Genomic DNA, 19,669 nt, shown 5'->3' with positions numbered 1-19,669 from the left:
TGCCGAGCGAGTTTAGGTGGCGAGGGAAAAGGTTGGCAGATAAGGCTGCGCCGAATGCATTACAGCCTTGAATGCTAGGGAAAGTGCTGGCTTAGAGCCCTTTCTTGATCAGGTACTGATAAGGAGTAGACTCTGTCTGGCTGGCGATTAAGGTGTGATCCATAAATTCGCAGAAGCTGGGAATATCACGTGTGGTCGCTGGGTCGTCGGCAATGATCAGCAGCGTCTCTCCGTCACTCATCTTACGTACCGACTTTCGCACCATCATCACAGGCTCGGGACAACGTAGCCCTAGGGCATCGAGTTGGTGTTGGGCTTGTGCAAAAGGGTCGCTCATATCGTAAACCTTAATTGAAGTGAGACCGGATGAAATAGAGGGGGCTAATATTACGCTAGCCGGGCGGTTAAGCCAAGTCATGCCCCCTGGATTTGTGATCCTTTTAAGGACGTTTCACGTGAAACAGGCCTGATCATACCAAGGCGACGAAACGAGCCTGAGTCACCCCTTGAAGATCTGTTGGAGTGAGCTCGATATCCAGGCCACGGCGCCCGCCACTGACATAGATCTCGGGCAAGTGCTCGGCACTTACGTCGATAAAGGTGGCAAGACGTTTCTTCTGTCCTATTGGACTAACCCCGCCCAGCACATAGCCTGTACTACGTTGAACCTTATCCGGTGCTGCCATGGCCGCCTTCTTAGCCTTTGCCGCCTTGGCCAGTTGCTTAAGGTTTAACTTCTTATCTACTGGGATGATGGCGACCACAAGATTGCCACTGTCCAGTTCAGCCACTAAAGTCTTGAAGACTAACTCGGTAGCAAGATTGAGCTTCTCGGCGGCCTCCAGGCCATAGGCGCCTGCATTGGCGTCGTGTTGATATTCATGGAGACGATAGGTGATCTTGGCCTTATCGAGCATCTTAGTCGCGGGTGTCATGATTCTCTCTTATTGGCGATTTACGCATAACCTTGACCAAAAGGTCTGAGTAGGGAAGTGTAGCGATAACCCGCCAGTTGAGGCTGTGATAGAGGGCGAGGTTTTTAGCTTCCGTTTGCAGATAGAGGCTGTCGGCGCCAGAGGCTAATGCGTAATGCTCTGCGGTGGCTATCAGTCTCTTTGCAATGCCTTGTCCTCTATTAGCGGGTATTACATAGATGCCACCTAGCCACACGCTATCGACTGGATACTCGGGGTGTTCCTGATATCTGAGTTGAATTGCGCCGACGGGAAGGCCGTCGACTAAGGCGAGCCAGAGTTGCGGGATCCCCGAGAGTTGCAGATATTGGCTTAGCGTATGAGTCAACTCAGCCTGAGTGCGATTGACACCTAAGTGTCCCCACTCCTCGTGATACCAGGTAGCCACTTGTCCTATGGCCTCGGGCTTGTCGATTAACCGAATAATGTCCATATGCCTCCATCTTAATTCATGCGCCTGATGATGATATTACAGCAGTGGTGGCGAAGTTAAAGACAGAAACTATTTGAATCGCTTGAAGCGTAAAAGGCTTGCAGAGGGAAGTGTGGTCTTGGTGTTTCACGTGAAACAAAAAAGGAGCGACTCGGTCGCTCCTTTTATCAGGCTAATATTCGGGTGGCGGGTTATGCGCGCTCGAATACGGTTGCTATGCCTTGGCCCAGGCCGATGCACATGGTCGCCAGACCTAAGGTCGCATCTTTGCTTTCCATCAGGTTGATTAGCGTAGTCGAGATACGAGCACCCGAGCAGCCCAGCGGGTGACCCAGGGCGATGGCGCCACCGTTGAGGTTAACCTTCTCATCGACCAGATCCATCAAGCCCAGATCCTTCACACAAGGCAGCGACTGCGCGGCAAAGGCCTCGTTGAGTTCGATAAGGTCTATGTCATTCATGGTAAGGCCTGCACGCTGCAAGGCTTTCTGAGTGGCCGGTACAGGACCATAGCCCATGATGGCCGCGTCACAGCCGGCTACCGCCATAGAGCGGATGCGAGCGCGAATCGGCAGACCTAATGCCTTGGCTTTCTCTTCTTCCATCACCAACATGGCCGAGGCGCCGTCTGACAGTGCCGACGAGGTGCCTGCGGTGACAGTGCCGTTAGCAGGGTCGAATACCGGACGCAGTGTCGCCAATGATTCCAGTGAGGTCTCTGGACGAATCACCTCGTCATGCATTACCTTGATCAGTGCGCCATTGGCATCGTGACCTTCGATGGCGTGGATCTCGTTGGCAAAGCGGCCTTCGACCGTTGCCGCGTGGGCACGTTGGTGTGAGCGTACCGCAAACTCGTCTTGCTGTTGGCGCGTGATGCCGTGCATCTTGCCCAGCATCTCGGCGGTGAGGCCCATCATGCCCGAGGCCTTGGCGACGTTGGTGGCCAGGCCGGGGTGAAAGTCGACACCATGGTTCATCGGCACGTGGCCCATGTGTTCGACACCGCCGACGATAAAGGTATCGCCCATGCCTGTCATGATGGCGCGAGCCGCCTGATGAATGGCTTCCATGGAAGACCCACACAGACGGTTTACCGTGACGGCACCAGCTTGTTTCGGAATGCCGGCTAGCAGCGCCGCGTTACGTGCGATGTTGAAGCCCTGTTCCAGCGTCTGTTGTACACAACCCCAGATAACGTCTTCAATAGTATTAGGATCGAGTTGAGGATTGCGTACCAACAGCGCCTTCATCAGCTCGCCAGAGAGCGACTCGGCACGCACGTTTCTGAATACCCCAGCCTTAGAGCGGCCCATGGGAGTACGGATGCAATCTACAATAACTGCTTGTTTCATTATTCTATTCCTTCCGGGTGATTAGGCTGGGTAGTAACTGCCGTTGATGGCAGCCAGTTCACGCATCTTGTCGGTTACCTGATACAGGCCACCCAGGTGGGCGTACTGGTCGGCAAGGGCGACGAAGTTAGCGACACCTAAGGTGTCCAGGTAGCGGAACACACCTCCTCTGAATGGAGGGAAACCGAGTCCATAAACGAGTCCCATATCGGCTTCGGCCGGCGTGGCGATGATGCCTTCTTCCAGACAACGTACCGTCTCGATGATCATAGGGATCATGGTGCGGGCGATGATCTCGTCGCTGCTGAATTCCTTCTGCTCGCCGAATGCGTTACCTAGGAGTTCATAGCTGAGCGGGTCGACCTCTTTCTTAGGCTTACCGCGGCGATCCACCGAATATTGATAGAAGCCTTTGCCGTTCTTCTGACCGAAACGCTCGGCCTCGAACATGACATCTATGGCGTCTTTGCCTTGTTTCGCCATTCTGTCTGGGAAACCTTCGGCCATTACCGCCTGGGCGTGATGACCCGTGTCCAGACCGACTACGTCGAGCAGATATGCGGGGCCCATAGGCCAGCCAAACTGCTTCTCCATCACCTTATCGATGGCCGCAAAGTCGGCGCCATCTTCTAGCAGGCCGCTGAAGCCGGCGAAGTAGGGGAAGAGTACGCGGTTAACGAAGAAGCCAGGGCAGTCGTTGACCACGATAGGCGTCTTGCCCATCTTGGCGGCGTAAGCCACGACGGAGGCGATGGTCTCTTCAGAGCTGTTTTCGCCGCGGATAACCTCAACCAGCGGCATCTTGTGTACCGGGTTAAAGAAGTGCATGCCACAGAAACGCTCTGGCTTCTGTAGGCTCTTGGCCAGTAGGTTGATGGAGATGGTCGAGGTGTTAGAGGTGATGATGGCATCGTCGGCAACGACTTGTTCTACCTCGGCCAGTACCGTCGACTTGACCTTAGGATGTTCGACAACGGCTTCCACCACCACGTCGGCTTGCTTGAGCGCGTCATAGTCCAGGGTGGCGTGGATGTTGTTGAGTACACCCGCCATCTTGGCCGGTGTCGAGCGGCCGCGATTGATCTGTGCGGTGAGCAGCTTAGCCGCCTCATTTAGACCAAGATCCAGTGCCGCCTGATTGATATCTTTCATCACGATAGGCGTGCCCTTGCTGGCACTCTGGTAAGCGATACCGCCACCCATGATACCCGCACCCAGCACGGCGGCCGAGTCAACCGAACTTGCCTGTTTGGATGCCTTCTTGGCCTTGCCTTTCACCAACTGATCGTTGAGGAAGATGCCGATAAGCGCCTTGGCCACGTCTGTCTTGGCCAGCTTGACGAAGGCCTGATGTTCTACCTGCAGTGCCTCAGCACGTTCACTCTTGGCGGCCTGTTCGATCACCTCGACGGCGGCCATAGGTGCAGGATAGTGTTTACCGGCAACCTTGAATACCATGCCCTTGGCAGTGGCGAAAGACATCATGGCTTCCAGCTTAGGCAGGGTGAGTGGCGACAACTTACGCTGACGACGGGCCTGCCAATCTATCTTCTCGGCGATGGCATCTTGTAGCATCTGGCGCGCTGCCGTTTCTAGCATTTCGGGGGCGACAATCGCGTCGATGGCGCCAACTTTGAGGGCGGCCTCCGGGCGTTGATCTTTACCTGTGGTGATCCACTCCAGCGCGTTGTCTGCACCAATCACGCGAGGCAGACGAACGGTACCGCCGAAGCCTGGAATGATGCCTAGCTTGGTCTCCGGAAGGCCGATGCGCGCCGTGGTGTCGGCGATACGCAGATCCGTGGCTAAGATGGTTTCACAACCGCCCCCCAGGGCGAAACCCTTGATGGCCGACAGGGTGGGGAACGGCAGATCTTCGAGCTTGTTGAACACCTTGTTGGCGTCTTCTAACCAGCCCTGTAGCACGCTATCTTCTTGTGCAAAAAGTCCCAGGAATTCTGTGATGTCGGCGCCTACGATAAAGGCATCTTTGCCCGAGGTGAGCATCAGACCCTTGACCCCTTGGGTTTGTGTCAGGGCATCGAGTGCGTCGTTAAGAGAATTGAGGGTCTCTCGATCAAACTTATTGACTGAGCCCTCGGCGTTAAAACAGAGCCGAGCGATATTGTCTTCAAGTAATTCCACTTGAATCGTAGGACTTTGGTAGATCATTGCTTGCTTCCTTATTGCTTAAAGAGCGCCACCCACTATTAGAATCTTATTGCGTAGGTAAAAATCTCTATCTTACAGCAGGCCATCATTTGACCAGTTGCTGCTCAGTGTGCGTCTAAATCAGATAAATTTCAACACCCAATTTAAACACTTGTTTAATTTTGTTCGATTAGGGGGATTTTTGCCCTTATGTTAGACTCACTAGATCATAGTCGCTGTACTAAAAATAGCGCCTTTTCATTACACCTTTTCAGCTAAAGGGAGGGGTGAAAGAAGGGGCCGAAAAAGAATAACAGGAAGCCTATTATGGAAAACTTAGCCACCCTTTATCCCGCCCATATTGCCGAACTCAACCGGCGTGTCGCCGAGATCACCGCAAGAGAGCAGTTGGCCGGCTTAGTGATTCATTCGGGTCAGCCTCATCGTCAGTTTCTCGATGATCTGGATTACCCTTTTAAGGTTAATCCCCATTTCAAGGCCTGGCTTCCGGTTATCGATAATCCCCACTGCTGGCTGATAGTGAATGGTCGGGACAAGCCGCAGCTCATCTTCTATCGTCCGGTGGATTTCTGGCATAAGGTCGCGGACCTGCCCGATGATTTCTGGACGACCGAGATAGAGATTAAAGTGCTGACCAAGGCCGACAAGGTGGCGGATCTTCTGCCGGTTAACCTGCAAGAGTGGGCCTATATTGGTGAGCACCTGGATGTCGCCGATGTACTCAGCTTTGGCAGTCGCAATCCAGAAGCGGTAATGAGCTACCTGCATTATCACAGAGCCAGCAAGACAGAATATGAGCTGGCCTGCATGCGCAAGGCGAGTGAGATAGGTGTGCGTGGTCATGTGGCGGCCAAGAGCGCCTTCTATGCGGGGGCCAGCGAGTTTGAGATCCAGCAGGCCTATCTGGCCGCGACCGATATGGGTGAGAACGATGTGCCCTATGGCAACATCATAGCGCTGAACCAAAATGCGGCCATACTGCACTACACGGCGCTTGAGCATGTGTCGCCCAAGCAGCGACTCTCTTTCCTTATCGATGCCGGCGGCAGTTTCCATGGTTATGCGTCGGATATCACCCGTACCTATGCCTTTGAGAAGAACCTGTTCGGCGACCTAATCGCCGCCATGGACAAGCTACAGTTGGATATCATCGACATGATGCGTCCCGGCATGAAATATGTGGATCTGCATCTGGCGACCCACGAGAAGCTGGCGCAGCTGCTGCTGAACTTCAAGCTGGTGCAAGGCGATGTGCAGGGACTGATAGAGCAGGGGATCACCAGCGCCTTCTTCCCTCACGGCCTGGGGCATATGTTGGGCTTACAGGTGCATGATATGGGGGGCTTCCTCCACGATGAGCGCGGCACGCATATTGCGCCGCCTGATGCGCATCCGTTTCTACGTTGCACCCGTACATTGGCGGCCAACCAAGTGCTGACCATAGAGCCGGGCCTGTACATCATAGATACCCTGCTCAACGAGTTTAAGCAGGATGGCCGCGCCGAGTCGATTAACTGGGCTATGGTGGATCAGGTGCGTCCTTTCGGTGGCATTCGTATCGAAGACAACGTGATTGTCCATAGCGATCGTAACGAGAATATGACCCGTGATCTGGGTCTGCATGGTTAACAGGTAAGGCGTTTTTGAGCGAGAGTTATCCCATTCCGGCTCAGCCGATCATCATAGAAGAAGAGATAAAGCATAGCCGCTTTATCTCTTTTCTCTTTCACTGCCCGTCTGAAGAATCTCTGAAGTGTGCACTTACTAACATTAAGCTGGAGTATCCGGGAGCGAATCACTATTGCTATGCCTTTATCGCCGGTGCGCCGGGCAATAATGTGGCCATAGGCAGTAGCGATGATGGTGAGCCCTCTGGCAGCGCCGGTCGCCCTATGTTGGCGAGCCTGCAAGGTGCCGGGATAGGCGAGGTAGGCGCGGTTGTGGTGCGCTATTTTGGCGGCACCAAGCTTGGGGTCGGCGGCTTAGTGCGCGCCTACAGCTCAGGCGTTAAACAGGGGCTGGCACAGCTGGAGACAGAGGTTAAACAGATCCGATATCCTGGAAGGCTGGCGTGTGACTATCATCAGCTCAAAGATGTGGAGCACTTTCTCGAGCTTTGCGACGGCCAGATCTGCGACAAGATATTTACCGACAGGGTGAGCCTGAGTTTCGAGATGCCCAGGGCGACCCAGAATCGTTTCAATCAGGAGTTGGCGACGTTAAGCCAGGGACGCCTTAAGGCGGAGTTTTCCGACTAATTCGGGAGCGGACTAACATGTTCGCAAAGGGCTTTTTGCCTCGGGTCACAAAGTGCCAATAAATTTTATACAACTGCCGGGATAAACTATGCGAGAATGCGCCAGTGCGTCTTCGCAAACGGAATAATAAAAACGCCCTAATGCAATATAGAACCATAATAAGAATTACAGGCCTGCTCATGGGGCTGTTTTCTTTGTCGCTTCTGCCGCCAGCGCTAGTTGCCGTGATCTACAAAGATGGCGGAGGCACCGCCTTTCTGCAGGCCTTCTTTCTCAGTCTGTTGCTCGGCTTCGTGCTCTGGTATCCCAACCGACGCCACAAGAAGGATCTGCGTACCCGTGAAGGCTTCATGCTGGTGGTGCTCTTCTGGGGCGTGCTGGGCTCCATAGGTGCCGTGCCTTTTATCTTCTCTAGTCAGCCCGATCTCTCGCTCACCGACAGTTTCTTCGAGTCTTTCTCGGCGCTCACCACCACGGGGGCGACCGTGCTGGTGGGGCTGGATAGCCTGCCGAAGGCGATCCTCTTCTACCGCCACCTGTTGCAATGGCTGGGGGGCATGGGGATCATCGTGTTGGCGGTGGCCATCTTGCCCGTGCTGGGGATCGGGGGCATGCAGCTCTACCGGGCGGAGATCCCCGGGCCGGTGAAAGACAGTAAGATGACACCGCGAATCGCGGAGACCGCCAAGGCGCTCTGGTATATCTATCTGGCGCTCACCATTGCCTGTGCCATCGCCTATTGGATCGCCGGCATGGATGTGTTTGATGCCATCTGTCACTCCTTCTCGACCATCGCCATCGGCGGCTTCTCGACCCATGATGCCAGCATGGGCTATTTCGACAGCACCGCGATTAACATGGTGTGTGTGGTCTTCCTGTTGATCGCGGCGCTGAACTTCAGCCTGCACTTTGCGGCCTTTACCCGCCGTGGCATCAACCTCAAGGTTTACCTGAGAGACGCCGAGTTTAAGGCGCTTATCGTGATCCAGCTGGCGCTGACGCTGATCTGTTTCGCGACCCTCTACCATACCGGCATCTATGACAGCGCCGAGGAGACCTTCGACTTCGCCCTGTTCCAGGCGGTGTCTATCTCTACCACGGCCGGTTTTGGCACCGAAAGCTTCCACATGTGGCCGCTGTTTTTGCCCATGCTGCTGATCTTCTCCAGCTTTATCGGTGGCTGTGGTGGCTCGACCGCGGGTGGTATCAAGGTGATGCGGATGATCTTGCTGTTGCTGCAGGGCTCCCGAGAGCTCAAACGCCTGGTACATCCAAGGGGCATGTTCTCCATCCGCATTAATGGCAAGGCGCTACCGGATCGCATCATAGATGCGGTGTGGGGTTTCTTCTCTGCTTACGCCCTCGTTTTTGTGGTTTGCATGTTGATCCTGATGGCGCTGGGCATGGATAATATCACCGCCTTCAGCGCCACCGCGGCCTGTCTGAATAACCTGGGGCCTGGGCTGGGTGAGGTCGCCAGTAACTATGCCAGCATAGGCGATGGCGAGAAGTGGGTGTTGGTGGTGGCCATGCTATTCGGCCGATTGGAAGTGTTTACCTTATTGGTGTTGTTTACACCGACATTTTGGAAGAATTAATGAGTCGTACCCTAATTATCTATTCGACCGTAGACGGTCAGACGAAAGCCATCTGTGATCGGATTGCCGAGCAGTGCAAATCGGACTATCAGCTGGTGACCATGGTTAGCCTGGAAGAGGCACAGTCGGTCAACCTGTCCTATTTTGACAAGGTCCTCATAGGGGCGAGCATTCGTTACGGTAAACACAGACCCGAGCTGTTCCAGTATGTGAATCGTCACAGAGCCGTGTTAAACAGCAAGAAGAATGCCTTCTTTACCGTAAACGTGGTGGCGAGAAAGCCGGAGAAGAACACGCCGGAAACCAATCCCTACATGAAGAAGTTTCTGCAGCTGACGCTGTGGCAGCCGCAGCAGCTGGGGGTGTTTGCCGGTAAGATAGATTATCCCAAGTATCGATTCTTCGATAAGTTCATGATCCGTTTCATCATGTGGATCACCAAGGGCCCAACAGATACCTCGGGCACGTTTGAATTTACCGATTGGGATAAGGTGCAGGAGTTTGCGAAAGCCTTTAGCGAACGTTAAAGGCTTTCATCTTCCCAGGGCTTATGCGCAGTAACGCTTGTAGAGGATGGAGATCACCTCGGTGACCTGCTCGTTCTTCAGTGTGTAGTAGACGATCTGTGAGCTCTTACGGGTCGCTACCAAGTCTTCTGCGCGCAATACCGCCAGGTGTTGTGACAGCGCCGACTGGCTCAGGGGCACGTTCTCATTCAGCTGGGTCACACTCAGTTCATTGTCGAGTAGCTGGCACAAGATCATCAGTCTATAAGGGTTTGCTATTGCCTTTAGCCACTTGGCTGCGCTCTGGGCATTGGTGACCATTGCATCTACATCAATATCTTTTTGCATACGGCAACTCTCTTGTACTCTATTAATTAGATTATTCTAATTGAATGGAAAAGTGAAAGCAATGATACTCAGCCAGCCTGGGTAACTCAACGAGAGCCGACCTGTGTCCTTTTAGGATTGCTCATAATTTTGTAGTTATTTTACCCCGAGTTAAATATCCAATTGGTGGTGTATTTCACAAAAACCTTAACTAAATTGTGATCCAATTTGAGGTTTCTCTCGCGCTTTGCTGTAACAATGTGACTCTCTTTTCCAATACAGATGAGTCGTTTATGGCCTCAGTACTAATTGTTTATTACTCTCGCGGCGGTCATACGGCCAAGATAGCCCAGGCGATGGCGGCGCACCTGAACACCTTGGGACATAGCTGTGATGCTCTGCGCATTGGCGAGTTTGAGCGTATAGATTGGGAAAAATACGACTACGTCGCCGTAGGTGCCTGTGTGCTCTATGGTAGCTACCACAAGTCAGTGTTCGAATTTGTGACCCGCTATCAGGCCGAGTTGGTGGCCAAGCCAAACAGCTTCTTTAGTGTCAACGTGGTGGCCCGTAACCCAGAGAAGCGGATCCCCGAGAACAACAAGTATCTGCAGAAATTTATCGAGCTTTCTCCCTGGAAGCCTGATGATGTCAAGGTGATCGCCGGTAAGGTAGATTACCCCTCCTGGCGTTGGTATGACAGGTGGATGATCCAGCTGATCATGAAGATCACCGACGGCCCAACCGATCCCAAGGCGGTGATCGATTACACCGACTGGGAAGACGTTAAGTTATATGCTGAGCACCTGTTAACCCTCAAGGATTAGTCTCTACTCTCCGTTCATCGCGCCCTGACAACAGCCCTTGCCTTGGCGCGATCTTGCTTGTCACCTGGTCAGACCTCTGGTAGCCTTTGCCCTTCATTTAAGGGAGCCAGGTGAGATGAACCTCTATTTTCGTTTGTTTTGGTTGATGTTTTGGCGGGTGCGCCATTGCCGGAGTATCGATTTTCTGGGTACGAGTAAGATCAGTTATCGCGCCTTGCCGATGGACTGCGACATCAACCTGCATCTGACCAACTCACGTTATCCCGCCCTGATGGATCTGGCTCGCACCTATATGCTGGCCGAGATGGGGCTACTGAAACGTTTCTTGAAGCTCAAGTGGCTACCTATAGTCAACGCCGCCGAGTTTACCTATATCCGCGACATCAAACCGCTGTGTCGTTTCGATATCGAGAGCCGCCTGGTGGGGTGGGACGAGAAATATTTCTATATCGAGCAGCGCTTCGTCAGCGACGACACGCTCCACTGTATCGTGCATGTGCGTGGCGTATTCGTGAACAACCGTAAACAGGTGCCGATTCCGGATATGCTGAAGGAGGCAGGCTTCGACGGCCCAGCGCCGAGCTTGCCGCCGGAAGTCGAGAAGTGGAAAGCCTTCCTCACGCTGAAGAAAGAGCGTAATTTACCTGCCAATTAGGGGATGGGGCGAAAACCCGCCTGCACCGCGGCGCTGGTTAACTCTATCTCTTCCTGTACCTGGATCCAGGCACCTCGAGTGTTAGCCTGATTCAGGTACCTGTCGATGGGATCTAACTGGTACAGCTTGAAGCGGTTTCTGGCGTGATTCAGGCAAGGGATCAGCGCGCAATCTGCCAGGGTAAAGGCGTCGCCACAGAGCCAGTGATTCTCTCTTAACTTGTCGTTCAGCTCGCTTAGAAGCAGCATGATCTCCTTCTCTAATTGTCTCGCCTTGAGCGGATTTTCCTCTTCTCGTGCATCCATCTGCTCCAGCAGGTAGAGGGGATTATTCAGGTCGTTATCGATGAGACGGTCATACAGGCGCACCTGTAGGCGCTGTGGGTAATCCTGTGGCAGCAGCCGGGTGCCAGTGGAAAACTCATGGTCTATGTAGTCGATGATGATGCTGGATTCTGGCAAGAGCTCACCGGTACGTGTCTTGAGCAGGGGTAATTTCCCCAGGGGATATTGCTGTTTAAATTCGTTGCGGAAAAAGGGATCGCTCAGCTCTATCACCCTGGGATAGAAGTTAGCTTGTTTCTCGTATAGGGCGATCAAGACTTTCTGGGAATATCGTGACAGGGGATGGTAAAACAGTTCCATCAAATGCACCTCCCACTTGCCCAGAACCGATAAGCTAATCTTAGTCCGAAATCCTGCAACTGGCCTGCTTTTTACCTCGCCTTATACCGTCGTGTGCGGCGTCAGGCGGGCGGTCAGCAACTCGATCAGCGCCCTGACTCTGGGTGGGATCACCTCAAGGTAGGGATGCACCAGGTAGAGGGCGCCACGTCCCAGGTGATAGTCGGGTAGCAGATGCACCAGCTGCCCACTGGCAAGGTGCTGGTCTATCAAGGGGGCGGGCAGTAGGGCCACGCCCAGCCCCTGGCACACCAGGCTCAGGGTACCCTGTAGGCTGTTGCAGTTGAAGAAGGGGGTGAGCTGCAGGCGGACGCGCTCCCCCTCGCTGTTTTCAAACTGCCAGTGCCTGGGGAGCCTGTCGCCGGCTAGGCCTATCCAATGATGATGGTTGAGATTGTCCGGGTGCAATGGCGCACCATGGTGGGCCAGGTATTCCGGGCTGGCAACCAGTAACTCATCGAAGCGGCCCAGCTTGGTCTCGTTAACGCCGGGCTGACTGGCGGCGCCTATCTGAATTGCCACGTCGATCTGGTGGTCGCCCAGATCCAGTTGTCTGTCCTGTATCAGCAAGGAGAGATGCACCTTAGGGTAATCTCGATGAAACGCCTTGATGATGGGGGCGATGACCTCATAGCCTAGGGCTTGCGGAACGGCAAGCGTGATGCTGCCTTGTAGCTCGGCATCGCTGGGCTTTAGGGAGGTCTCCGCCTGTTTGGCGAGTTTGAGCAACTCGGCGCAGTAGCGGTAAAAGGATTGACCCTCCTGGGTCAGAGACAGACTGCGGGTGGTTCTGTTTAACAGGCGCGACTGACACCTGTGTTCCAGCTTCTTCAGGTGCTGACTCACCATAGAGCGGCTAATGTTTAGTGATTCGGCGGCGCGGGTTAGCGAGCCCTGTTCGACCACGCTGGCAAAGACCAACATGCGGTAGAGTTGTGATGCGTCCATAATTAACCTCACCAGCTTTAGGGCAAGCCGATAGCAATCATCTCTGGTTATTGTTTACTAATGTTGTAAAAATAGCCCAACATAAGGGTTATTTATTGTTGATGATAACCAATAAGTCAAAGTCTGATGCGTGATGGCGAGTCTGCTGGTGGGTGATCTATGGCAAGGTGAGACACGTAATCAGGGGTCAAAAAGTATTTAAGGAGCGGCCAACAGTATGGCGCGATTAGAATCATTCGACAGCATTTATCAGCGCGCCTGTGAGCGCAAAGGCGGAGAAGAGGGCCTGGCTGCCCGTCTGCCAGAGGTGCTACCTCAGGCGAAGATCGCTCAATACTCGGATGCCGAGTTGCTGTCTGAGTTGAGTAAGAAGGTGTTTCAATCTGGGTTTGTATGGCGCATCGTCGACAACAAGTGGCCCGCCTATGAGGCGGCCTTCTTTAATTTCGAGCCCCATAAGATCTTGATGTTGTCGCCGGAGCAGATTCAGCAGCGTGCCAGCGACCCCGAGCTAATACGTCATCTGAAAAAGACTATGGCGATCTATGACAACGCCCTGATGGTGCATGATATTAAGCTCGCCCACGGCAGCTTTGCCAAGTTTATTGCCGACTGGCCCAGCGAGAATATCGTTGGACTCTGGGCCGAGCTGAAACGCCTGGGCCGCCGACTGGGTGGCAATACCGGCCCCTATTTTCTGCGTACCATAGGCAAGGACACCTTTCTGCTGACCGAGGATATCAAGGGGTATTTTCAGGCCCATAAGCTGATCGACGCCGGTTTTACCTCGAAGCGGGGCTTGGCTCAGGTGCAGGAAACCTTCAACGATTGGCAGGCTCAATCGGGTCGCTCCCTGGCAGAGATCAGCCGTATTCTCGCCTGTGGCGTGGGCGACAACAGGATATAACTAAGTGATTATCCCAGAGCAGCGGGGATAAGTATTCTGACCCCCATGGATGGGGGAAATGCCAAAAAATGTCAGGAACATTTTTGGCCATGTATAAATCCCCTCTATGCTCACTGACCTTCATGGATGAAGGAAATGCCATTTGATGTCAGGAACATCAAAGGCCTTGAGCACCGGGGATATTTTTGGCCCTGTACAAATCCCCTCTTTGTCCATCCATGGACACCGGGGATAAGTATGTCCCTATACAAAAAAGCCAGCCCGAGGGCTGGCAAAACGTGCAGAGATTGGAAACTGCGAGTGCTTAGAAACTCTTGCTGACGCCGATAACGACTCGGTCATCAAAAATCTTGGTCTGTGTGCCGTACACCTTATGGCTCTCATCCACTGTGCTGCCGTGGTATCTGAGATCAAAACTGAGGCCCGCGAAAGTCTTACTTACCCCAAGGTTCCAGTGGCCCCAACCCTCGGCGCCATTACCATCGAGATCCTGATAACCTACGCTGCCCGAGAGGCTAATGCCATTTTCAAACTGATAGCTTGGATGGATGGCATAGTTGACGCCTTGCCAGCCGTCCACGCCAAACCAGTCATCGACGGTGGGTGTAACCTCTAGTTGCAGGTTGGCCTGGCCAAACTGTTTGCCTACCTTGAGCCATAACTCTGTGTAGTTAGAGTATGAGGCGCCAGGGTAGAGATAGGAGAAGAGCATTACATCATAGGTAATGCCTGAATCGCCGAAGGTGCCAGCCTTACCTATGTAGGGTGCCGTGACGATTTCCAGGTTAGGATCGGCAAACTTGATGTTTGAAGTGTAAACACCGCCGTACCAACCTTGATCATTTCCCCATCCCAGCGTGCCTTGCACAACAGGGACATCGCCATCCATGGTCTCTGACTCACCACGAAAGACATAGTCTGAGGCAAAGGTCAGCTTGCCTGTGATATTGCCACCTAACACTTGTGTGCTTTGCGGCTCGGCCATGACGCCGCCAGCGGCTAACAGGCTGCCAAGGAGTATCGAACATTTTAACTGAGTTAAGGTCTTCATCATCTTCATCTCATCTAGCTGTTGTTTGGCTGATGAGGCGACTATAAGTCCAAGTTGTGAATGGCCTTGTTGGCACAGATGAACTGATCAAATAAAGATGTGAACAATTATGAACAACTTTGATTTAACCTCATGTTTAATATGGTGTTAGTTTTCATCATGTTCGAATGACGAAGATCACTATTTAGACACAAAAAACGCTAAAACTGAGCCAAAAGTTGCAATCTTTAACTGTTTCTTAACAAGAAAACATGATTAAAAATAAAAATTTGCATTAACTTACAATATCTCCGCCTACTTGTTCTTGTTGCACTAAGCTAGGTGTGAGATAAATAGTTTCTAAATCTTTTTTTAATTTTGCTCACATTAGATATCCCATAGCGCCTCGATCGTGCATGGGGATTTTTTGTTGCGGCTTTGATCAGGAGTTCTCATGCGGCAAATAGTAAAAATTGCCTCGTTAGTTAGTGTGGCGTTATGGATAACAGGTTGTGGCCAGGACGAGAACCCAGGTCATTCGGCGGCAGCTCCACAAAGCATGGAGGTTGGGGTGGTTCAGGTTGTCGAACAGTCCCAGGCTATTCAGGTTGAGCTACCGGGTCGCAGCAAGGCCTACCTTGAAGCCGAGGTGCGTCCTCAGGTTACGGGAATCATTACAGAGCGCGGCTTCGTCGAGGGTGGTGAGGTGACCGAGGGTCAATCTCTCTATCAGATCGATTCGTCGACCTATAAGGCGGCGCTGGTCAGTGCCGAGGCCGATCTGGCCCGTGCCAATGCCAGTCTCGTCTCGGCCAAGGCCAAGGCGGCCAGATATAAGGCCCTAATCAAGACCGATGCCATCAGCCAACAAGATTTCGACGAGGCCGACGCCCTCTATAAAGAGGCGCTGGCTAACGTGACCGTGGCTAAGGCGGCGATCAATACCGCTAAGATTAACCTGGAATACACCCAGGTGAAGGCGCCTATCTCAGGCCGTATCGGTAAGTCGTCTGTGACCGCGGGTGCCCTGGTCACCGCCAATCAGAGCGATGCCCTGGCGACGATTCAACAGCTGGATCCCATCAATGTCGATATCGCCCAGTCTAGCGCCCAGCTACTGCGCCTCAAGGCCAAGCTTAAGCAGGGACAACTTCAGGCGGCCGACAATGCCGATGTGCGTCTGATCCTGGAAGATGGCACAGAGTATGAACATATGGGTTCTCTCAGATTCGCCGAGGTGAGCGTGGATGAAAACACCGGCTCGGTAACCCTAAGGGCCGAATTCCCTAACCCGGATGGCGTCTTGCTGCCTGGCATGTATGTGCGCGCCGTGTTGAACGCGGGTACAGATCCTAAGGCGATTCTGGTGCCACAGAAGGCGGTCACCCGTAATACCAAGGGTCAGGCCGTAGCCATGGTGATTGGCGGCGAGGGCAAGGTTGAGTCGAGAGTGGTGACCACAGCCGAGGTGATCGATCACCAGTGGCGCATCACCAGTGGCCTGAAGGCCGGCGATCAGCTGATCGTCGAGGGTTTACAGAAGATACGTCCAGGCGCCCCGGTAGTGGGTAAGCCGCTCAGCGAGATGCAATCAGACAAGCAACCACAGAAGTAAGGTAAAGTTATGGCTCGTTTTTTCATCGATCGCCCTATCTTTGCCTGGGTGATTGCAATTATTGTTATGTTGGCCGGGGTGCTATCTATCATGAAGCTTCCCGTGTCGCAGTACCCGAGTATTGCGCCGCCGACCGTGGTGATTAGCGCCATCTATCCGGGCGCGTCTGCCAAGACCATGGAAGATACGGTTACCCAGGTGATCGAGCAGCGCATGACGGGTATCGACCATCTGCGTTACATCTCGTCCACCAGTGACAGCTTCGGTAACGCGCAGATCACCCTGACGTTTAACGCCGAGGCCGATCCAGACATCGCCCAGGTCCAGGTGCAGAACAAGCTGCAGCTGGCGATGCCTCTGCTACCGCAAGAGGTGCAGGCACAAGGGGTTAAGGTCAACAAATCCAGCTCGGGTTTCTTGATGGTATTGGGCTTCGTGTCCCAGGATGGTTCGCTCGGTAAGAATGATATCTCCGACTATGTGGGCTCTAACATCTTAGACCCCATGAGTCGTGTACCCGGTGTGGGTGAGATCCAGCTGTTCGGTGCTCAATATGCCATGCGTATATGGCTAGATCCCCTCAAGCTGACTCAGTACAACCTCACCAGCCTGGACATCATGGCCTCGATTCGTGAGCAGAATGCTCAGGTGTCTGCGGGTCAGTTGGGTGGTGCGCCATCTATCGCGGGTCAGGAACTTAACGCCACGGTAACGGCGCAGAGTCGTCTGCAGACGGCGGAAGAGTTCAGAAAGATCATCATCAAGTCAGATCCTTCGGGTGCCAAGGTTTACCTGGAAGATGTGGCTCGCGTCGAGCTGGGCTCGGAAAGTTATTCGGTAGAGTCCTTCTACAACGGTCGTCCGGCTGCCGGTCTGGCGATCAAGCTGGCCACAGGTGCCAACGCTCTGGCAACCGCCGAGCGCGTGCGTGAGAAGGTCGACGAGATGCAGCCCTTCTTCCCCCAAGGCCTGGAAGTGGTTTATCCCTATGACACCACCCCCTTCGTCGAGAAGTCGATCGAGGGCGTAGTGCATACCCTGCTGGAAGCCGTGGTTCTGGTGTTTGTCATCATGTATCTCTTCTTGCAGAATTTCCGTGCGACCCTGATCCCAACCATTGCGGTGCCTGTGGTCTTGCTGGGTACCTTCGCCATCCTGTCGGCGACCGGTTTCTCTATCAACACCCTGACCATGTTCGCCATGGTATTGGCCATCGGTCTGTTGGTGGACGACGCCATCGTTGTGGTGGAGAACGTAGAACGTGTGATGTCGGAAGAGGGACTGAGCCCGATAGAAGCCACTAAGAAGTCGATGGATCAGATCACCGGCGCCCTGGTGGGTATCGGTCTGACCCTGTCGGCTGTATTCGTGCCTATGGCATTCATGTCTGGCTCGACCGGTGTGATCTATCGTCAGTTCTCTGTGACTATCGTATCGGCCATGGCGCTTTCTGTGCTGGTGGCGATCATCCTGACACCGGCTCTGTGTGCCACCATGCTGAAGCCGATTGCCAAGGGGCATCATGCGGTGGAAACCGGCTTCTTCGGTTGGTTCAACCGTAGCTTCGACAAGATGACCTCGCGTTATGAGGCCAGCGTGGCGGCGATGATTAAGCGCGCCGGTCGCGTCATGTTGATCTATGTGGCCCTGACGGTTGCCGTGGGCTGGATCTTCATGCGCATGCCGACCGCCTTCTTGCCGGACGAAGATCAGGGTATCTTGTTTACTCAGGCGATCCTACCGACTAACTCGACCCAAGAGAGCACCAAGAAGGTGATGAGCAAGATCTCCGACTTCTATCTCAACGAGACGGGCGACAGCGTCAAGTCGGTATTTAGCGTATCAGGCTTCAGCTTCGCCGGTAGTGGTCAAAACATGGGTCTGGCCTTCGTTGGCATGAAAGACTGGTCTGAGCGTACCGGCCCGGGTCAAGACGTTAAATCGGTCGCCGGACGTGCCATGGGCATGTTCATGCAGATGAAGGAAGCCTTCGTGTTTGCCTTCGTACCGCCTGCGGTGATCGAGCTGGGTACGGCAAACGGTTTCGATTTTTATCTGCAAGACAGAAATGGCCAAGGCCATGAGAAGCTGCTCGAGGCCCGTAACATGCTGCTGGGCATGGCGTCACAGAATCCTAACCTGGTGGGCGTGCGTCCAAACGGTCAGGAAGATGCACCTATGTATCGCATCCATATCGATCACGCCAAGCTTCGCGCCCTGAGTATCGATATCGACGCGGTCAATAGCGTGCTGGGTACTGCCTGGGGTGGTAGCTATGTGAACGACTTCATCGACCGTGGTCGTGTGAAGAAGGTCTATGTACAGGGTGATGCCCAGTACCGTATGCAGCCGGAAGACCTCGATACCTGGTATGTGCGTAACAGCCAGGGTGAGATGGTGCCTTTCTCGGCCTTTGCCACAGGTACCTGGGAATATGGTTCGCCGCGTTTGGAGCGTTTCAACGGTCTGCCTGCGATGAACATCCAGGGCGGTACCGCTCAGGGTTATAGTACGGGGGCGGCCATGGCCGACATCGAGGCTATGGTAGCCAAGTTACCGCCAGGATTCGGCGTCGAGTGGAACGGCCTGTCATACGAGGAACGTCTCTCGGGTAACCAGGCGCCGGCGCTTTATGCCCTGTCTATCATGGTGGTCTTCCTGGTACTGGCGGCCTTGTATGAGAGCTGGTCTGTGCCGTTTGCGGTGATCTTGGTGGTTCCACTGGGGATCATCGGGGCCTTGCTGGCGATGAACGGTCGTGGCCTGCCTAACGACGTGTTCTTCCAGGTGGGTCTGTTGACTACCGTAGGTCTGGCGACCAAGAACGCCATCCTGATCGTCGAATTCGCCAAAGAGTTCTACGAGAAGGGCGCGGGTCTGGTGGAAGCGACTCTGCATGCGGTGCGTGTGCGTCTACGTCCTATTCTGATGACCTCGCTGGCCTTCGGTCTGGGTGTTGTGCCACTGGCCATCAGCTCGGGCGTTGGCTCGGGCAGCCAGAACGCTATCGGTACCGGCGTATTGGGCGGCATGATGAGTTCGACCTTCCTGGGGATCTTCTTTATCCCTATCTTCTTCGTGATCGTCGAGCGTATCTTCAGCAAACGCGAGAAGAAGGGCGCCGCAACTCAGGTCGCCGACTCGACACCACAAGAATAGGCATTAGCCATTTCGTCAAAAAGCCCGGTAATAACCGGGCTTTTTATTGCCTTAGGGGCTGTTGACCGTTCAGGTTTAATTTTTGTTCAATCTAAACGCGTTTTGCTCAAGGCAGGTGTTGTGCCGCATAGTTATTCTGTGCAAATAAGTCCTTAACGTATTGCACTTGCTGGCTATTTATTGAAAGATAATCGGCTAATAATAAGCCGTTAGGTAACTTAA

General features: G+C 53.7%; 18 protein-coding genes. 9 read left to right on the top strand and 9 right to left on the bottom strand.

From position 1 onward, the window contains the following. Window positions 1-91: 91 nt before the first annotated feature. The 5 genes from tusA to fadB all read right to left on the bottom strand — a co-directional run bounded on the left by tusA (window position 92) and on the right by fadB (window position 4,934). Complete coding sequence (gene tusA, locus L2731_RS13565; protein WP_041509619.1) at window positions 92-337, bottom strand: sulfurtransferase TusA; 246 nt, start codon at window positions 335-337, stop codon at window positions 92-94. A 133-nt stretch (window positions 338-470) separates the two neighbouring features. Further along, the gene (gene ybaK, locus L2731_RS13560; RefSeq protein ID WP_239853854.1) at window positions 471-935 is read right to left on the bottom strand and encodes a Cys-tRNA(Pro) deacylase; all 465 of its coding nucleotides are present in this window, start codon (window positions 933-935) and stop codon (window positions 471-473) included. Continuing rightward, entirely contained in the window at window positions 919-1,407 is a 489-nt protein-coding gene (locus L2731_RS13555) for a GNAT family N-acetyltransferase (RefSeq protein ID WP_239853855.1), read from the bottom strand. Before L2731_RS13555 ends, ybaK begins: the two co-directional genes overlap by 17 nt. 191 nt (window positions 1,408-1,598) lie before the next feature. Continuing rightward, the gene (gene fadA / locus L2731_RS13550; protein ID WP_239853856.1) at window positions 1,599-2,762 is read right to left on the bottom strand and encodes an acetyl-CoA C-acyltransferase FadA; all 1,164 of its coding nucleotides are present in this window, start codon (window positions 2,760-2,762) and stop codon (window positions 1,599-1,601) included. 21 nt (window positions 2,763-2,783) lie between these two features. Next, entirely contained in the window at window positions 2,784-4,934 is a 2,151-nt protein-coding gene (gene fadB / locus L2731_RS13545; protein WP_239853857.1) for a fatty acid oxidation complex subunit alpha FadB, read from the bottom strand. 306 nt (window positions 4,935-5,240) lie between these two features. Here fadB and pepQ point away from each other — a divergent pair, with 306 nt between their 5' ends. The 4 genes from pepQ (at window position 5,241) to hemG (L2731_RS13525) (ending at window position 9,317) form a co-directional block, all read left to right on the top strand. Next, window positions 5,241-6,563, top strand: coding sequence for a Xaa-Pro dipeptidase (pepQ, locus tag L2731_RS13540; RefSeq protein ID WP_239853858.1), 1,323 nt, complete (start codon window positions 5,241-5,243; stop codon window positions 6,561-6,563). Between the two features lie 14 nt (window positions 6,564-6,577). Further along, window positions 6,578-7,192: a YigZ family protein gene (locus tag L2731_RS13535; RefSeq protein ID WP_249253637.1), complete on the top strand. Its 615-nt coding sequence runs from the start codon at window positions 6,578-6,580 to the stop codon at window positions 7,190-7,192. Window positions 7,193-7,332: 140 nt separating this feature from the next. Then, entirely contained in the window at window positions 7,333-8,790 is a 1,458-nt protein-coding gene (locus L2731_RS13530; protein ID WP_239853862.1) for a TrkH family potassium uptake protein, read from the top strand. Further along, window positions 8,790-9,317 (top strand): menaquinone-dependent protoporphyrinogen IX dehydrogenase, encoded by a 528-nt coding sequence (gene hemG, locus L2731_RS13525; protein WP_239853863.1) that lies wholly within the window; start codon window positions 8,790-8,792, stop codon window positions 9,315-9,317. The genes L2731_RS13530 and hemG (L2731_RS13525) overlap by 1 nt, the downstream gene beginning before the upstream one ends. A gap of 21 nt (window positions 9,318-9,338) precedes the next feature. Here the strand turns inward: hemG (L2731_RS13525) and L2731_RS13520 are convergent, their stop codons facing one another. Then, window positions 9,339-9,644 (bottom strand): ArsR/SmtB family transcription factor, encoded by a 306-nt coding sequence (locus L2731_RS13520; protein WP_041509627.1) that lies wholly within the window; start codon window positions 9,642-9,644, stop codon window positions 9,339-9,341. A gap of 272 nt (window positions 9,645-9,916) precedes the next feature. Here L2731_RS13520 and hemG (L2731_RS13515) point away from each other — a divergent pair, with 272 nt between their 5' ends. Both hemG (L2731_RS13515) and L2731_RS13510 read left to right on the top strand, forming a co-directional pair. After that, window positions 9,917-10,450, top strand: a complete 534-nt coding sequence (gene hemG / locus L2731_RS13515; protein ID WP_249253634.1) for a menaquinone-dependent protoporphyrinogen IX dehydrogenase — start codon at window positions 9,917-9,919, stop codon at window positions 10,448-10,450. A 115-nt stretch (window positions 10,451-10,565) separates the two neighbouring features. After that, entirely contained in the window at window positions 10,566-11,105 is a 540-nt protein-coding gene (locus L2731_RS13510; protein WP_249253632.1) for a thioesterase family protein, read from the top strand. On the opposite strand, the gene L2731_RS13505 is transcribed toward L2731_RS13510, so the two are convergent. Then, complete coding sequence (locus L2731_RS13505) at window positions 11,102-11,749, bottom strand: glutathione S-transferase family protein (protein WP_249253630.1); 648 nt, start codon at window positions 11,747-11,749, stop codon at window positions 11,102-11,104. The two genes, L2731_RS13510 and L2731_RS13505, sit on opposite strands and share 4 nt — an antisense overlap. 81 nt (window positions 11,750-11,830) lie before the next feature. Next, entirely contained in the window at window positions 11,831-12,736 is a 906-nt protein-coding gene (locus L2731_RS13500) for a LysR family transcriptional regulator (RefSeq protein ID WP_249253628.1), read from the bottom strand. A gap of 217 nt (window positions 12,737-12,953) precedes the next feature. On the opposite strand from L2731_RS13500, the gene L2731_RS13495 reads away from it, so the two are divergent. Next, the gene (locus L2731_RS13495) at window positions 12,954-13,643 is read left to right on the top strand and encodes a DNA-3-methyladenine glycosylase I (protein ID WP_249253626.1); all 690 of its coding nucleotides are present in this window, start codon (window positions 12,954-12,956) and stop codon (window positions 13,641-13,643) included. A 304-nt stretch (window positions 13,644-13,947) separates the two neighbouring features. Here L2731_RS13495 and L2731_RS13490 read toward each other — a convergent pair whose 3' ends face one another. Further along, window positions 13,948-14,694: a TorF family putative porin gene (locus L2731_RS13490; RefSeq protein ID WP_415837035.1), complete on the bottom strand. Its 747-nt coding sequence runs from the start codon at window positions 14,692-14,694 to the stop codon at window positions 13,948-13,950. 433 nt (window positions 14,695-15,127) lie between these two features. On the opposite strand from L2731_RS13490, the gene L2731_RS13485 reads away from it, so the two are divergent. Beyond that, entirely contained in the window at window positions 15,128-16,288 is a 1,161-nt protein-coding gene (locus L2731_RS13485) for an efflux RND transporter periplasmic adaptor subunit (RefSeq protein WP_041509633.1), read from the top strand. A gap of 9 nt (window positions 16,289-16,297) precedes the next feature. Continuing rightward, a complete protein-coding gene (locus tag L2731_RS13480) occupies window positions 16,298-19,447 on the top strand; it encodes an efflux RND transporter permease subunit (protein ID WP_249253622.1) in 3,150 nt (1,049 codons plus the stop codon). Window positions 19,448-19,669: the final 222 nt, after the last annotated feature.

The sequence above is a fragment of the Shewanella aquimarina genome, assembly GCF_023349185.1.
In the GTDB taxonomy this organism is placed as follows: domain Bacteria; phylum Pseudomonadota; class Gammaproteobacteria; order Enterobacterales; family Shewanellaceae; genus Shewanella; species Shewanella aquimarina.
This window is presented reverse-complemented; position numbering and strand designations above follow the sequence as displayed.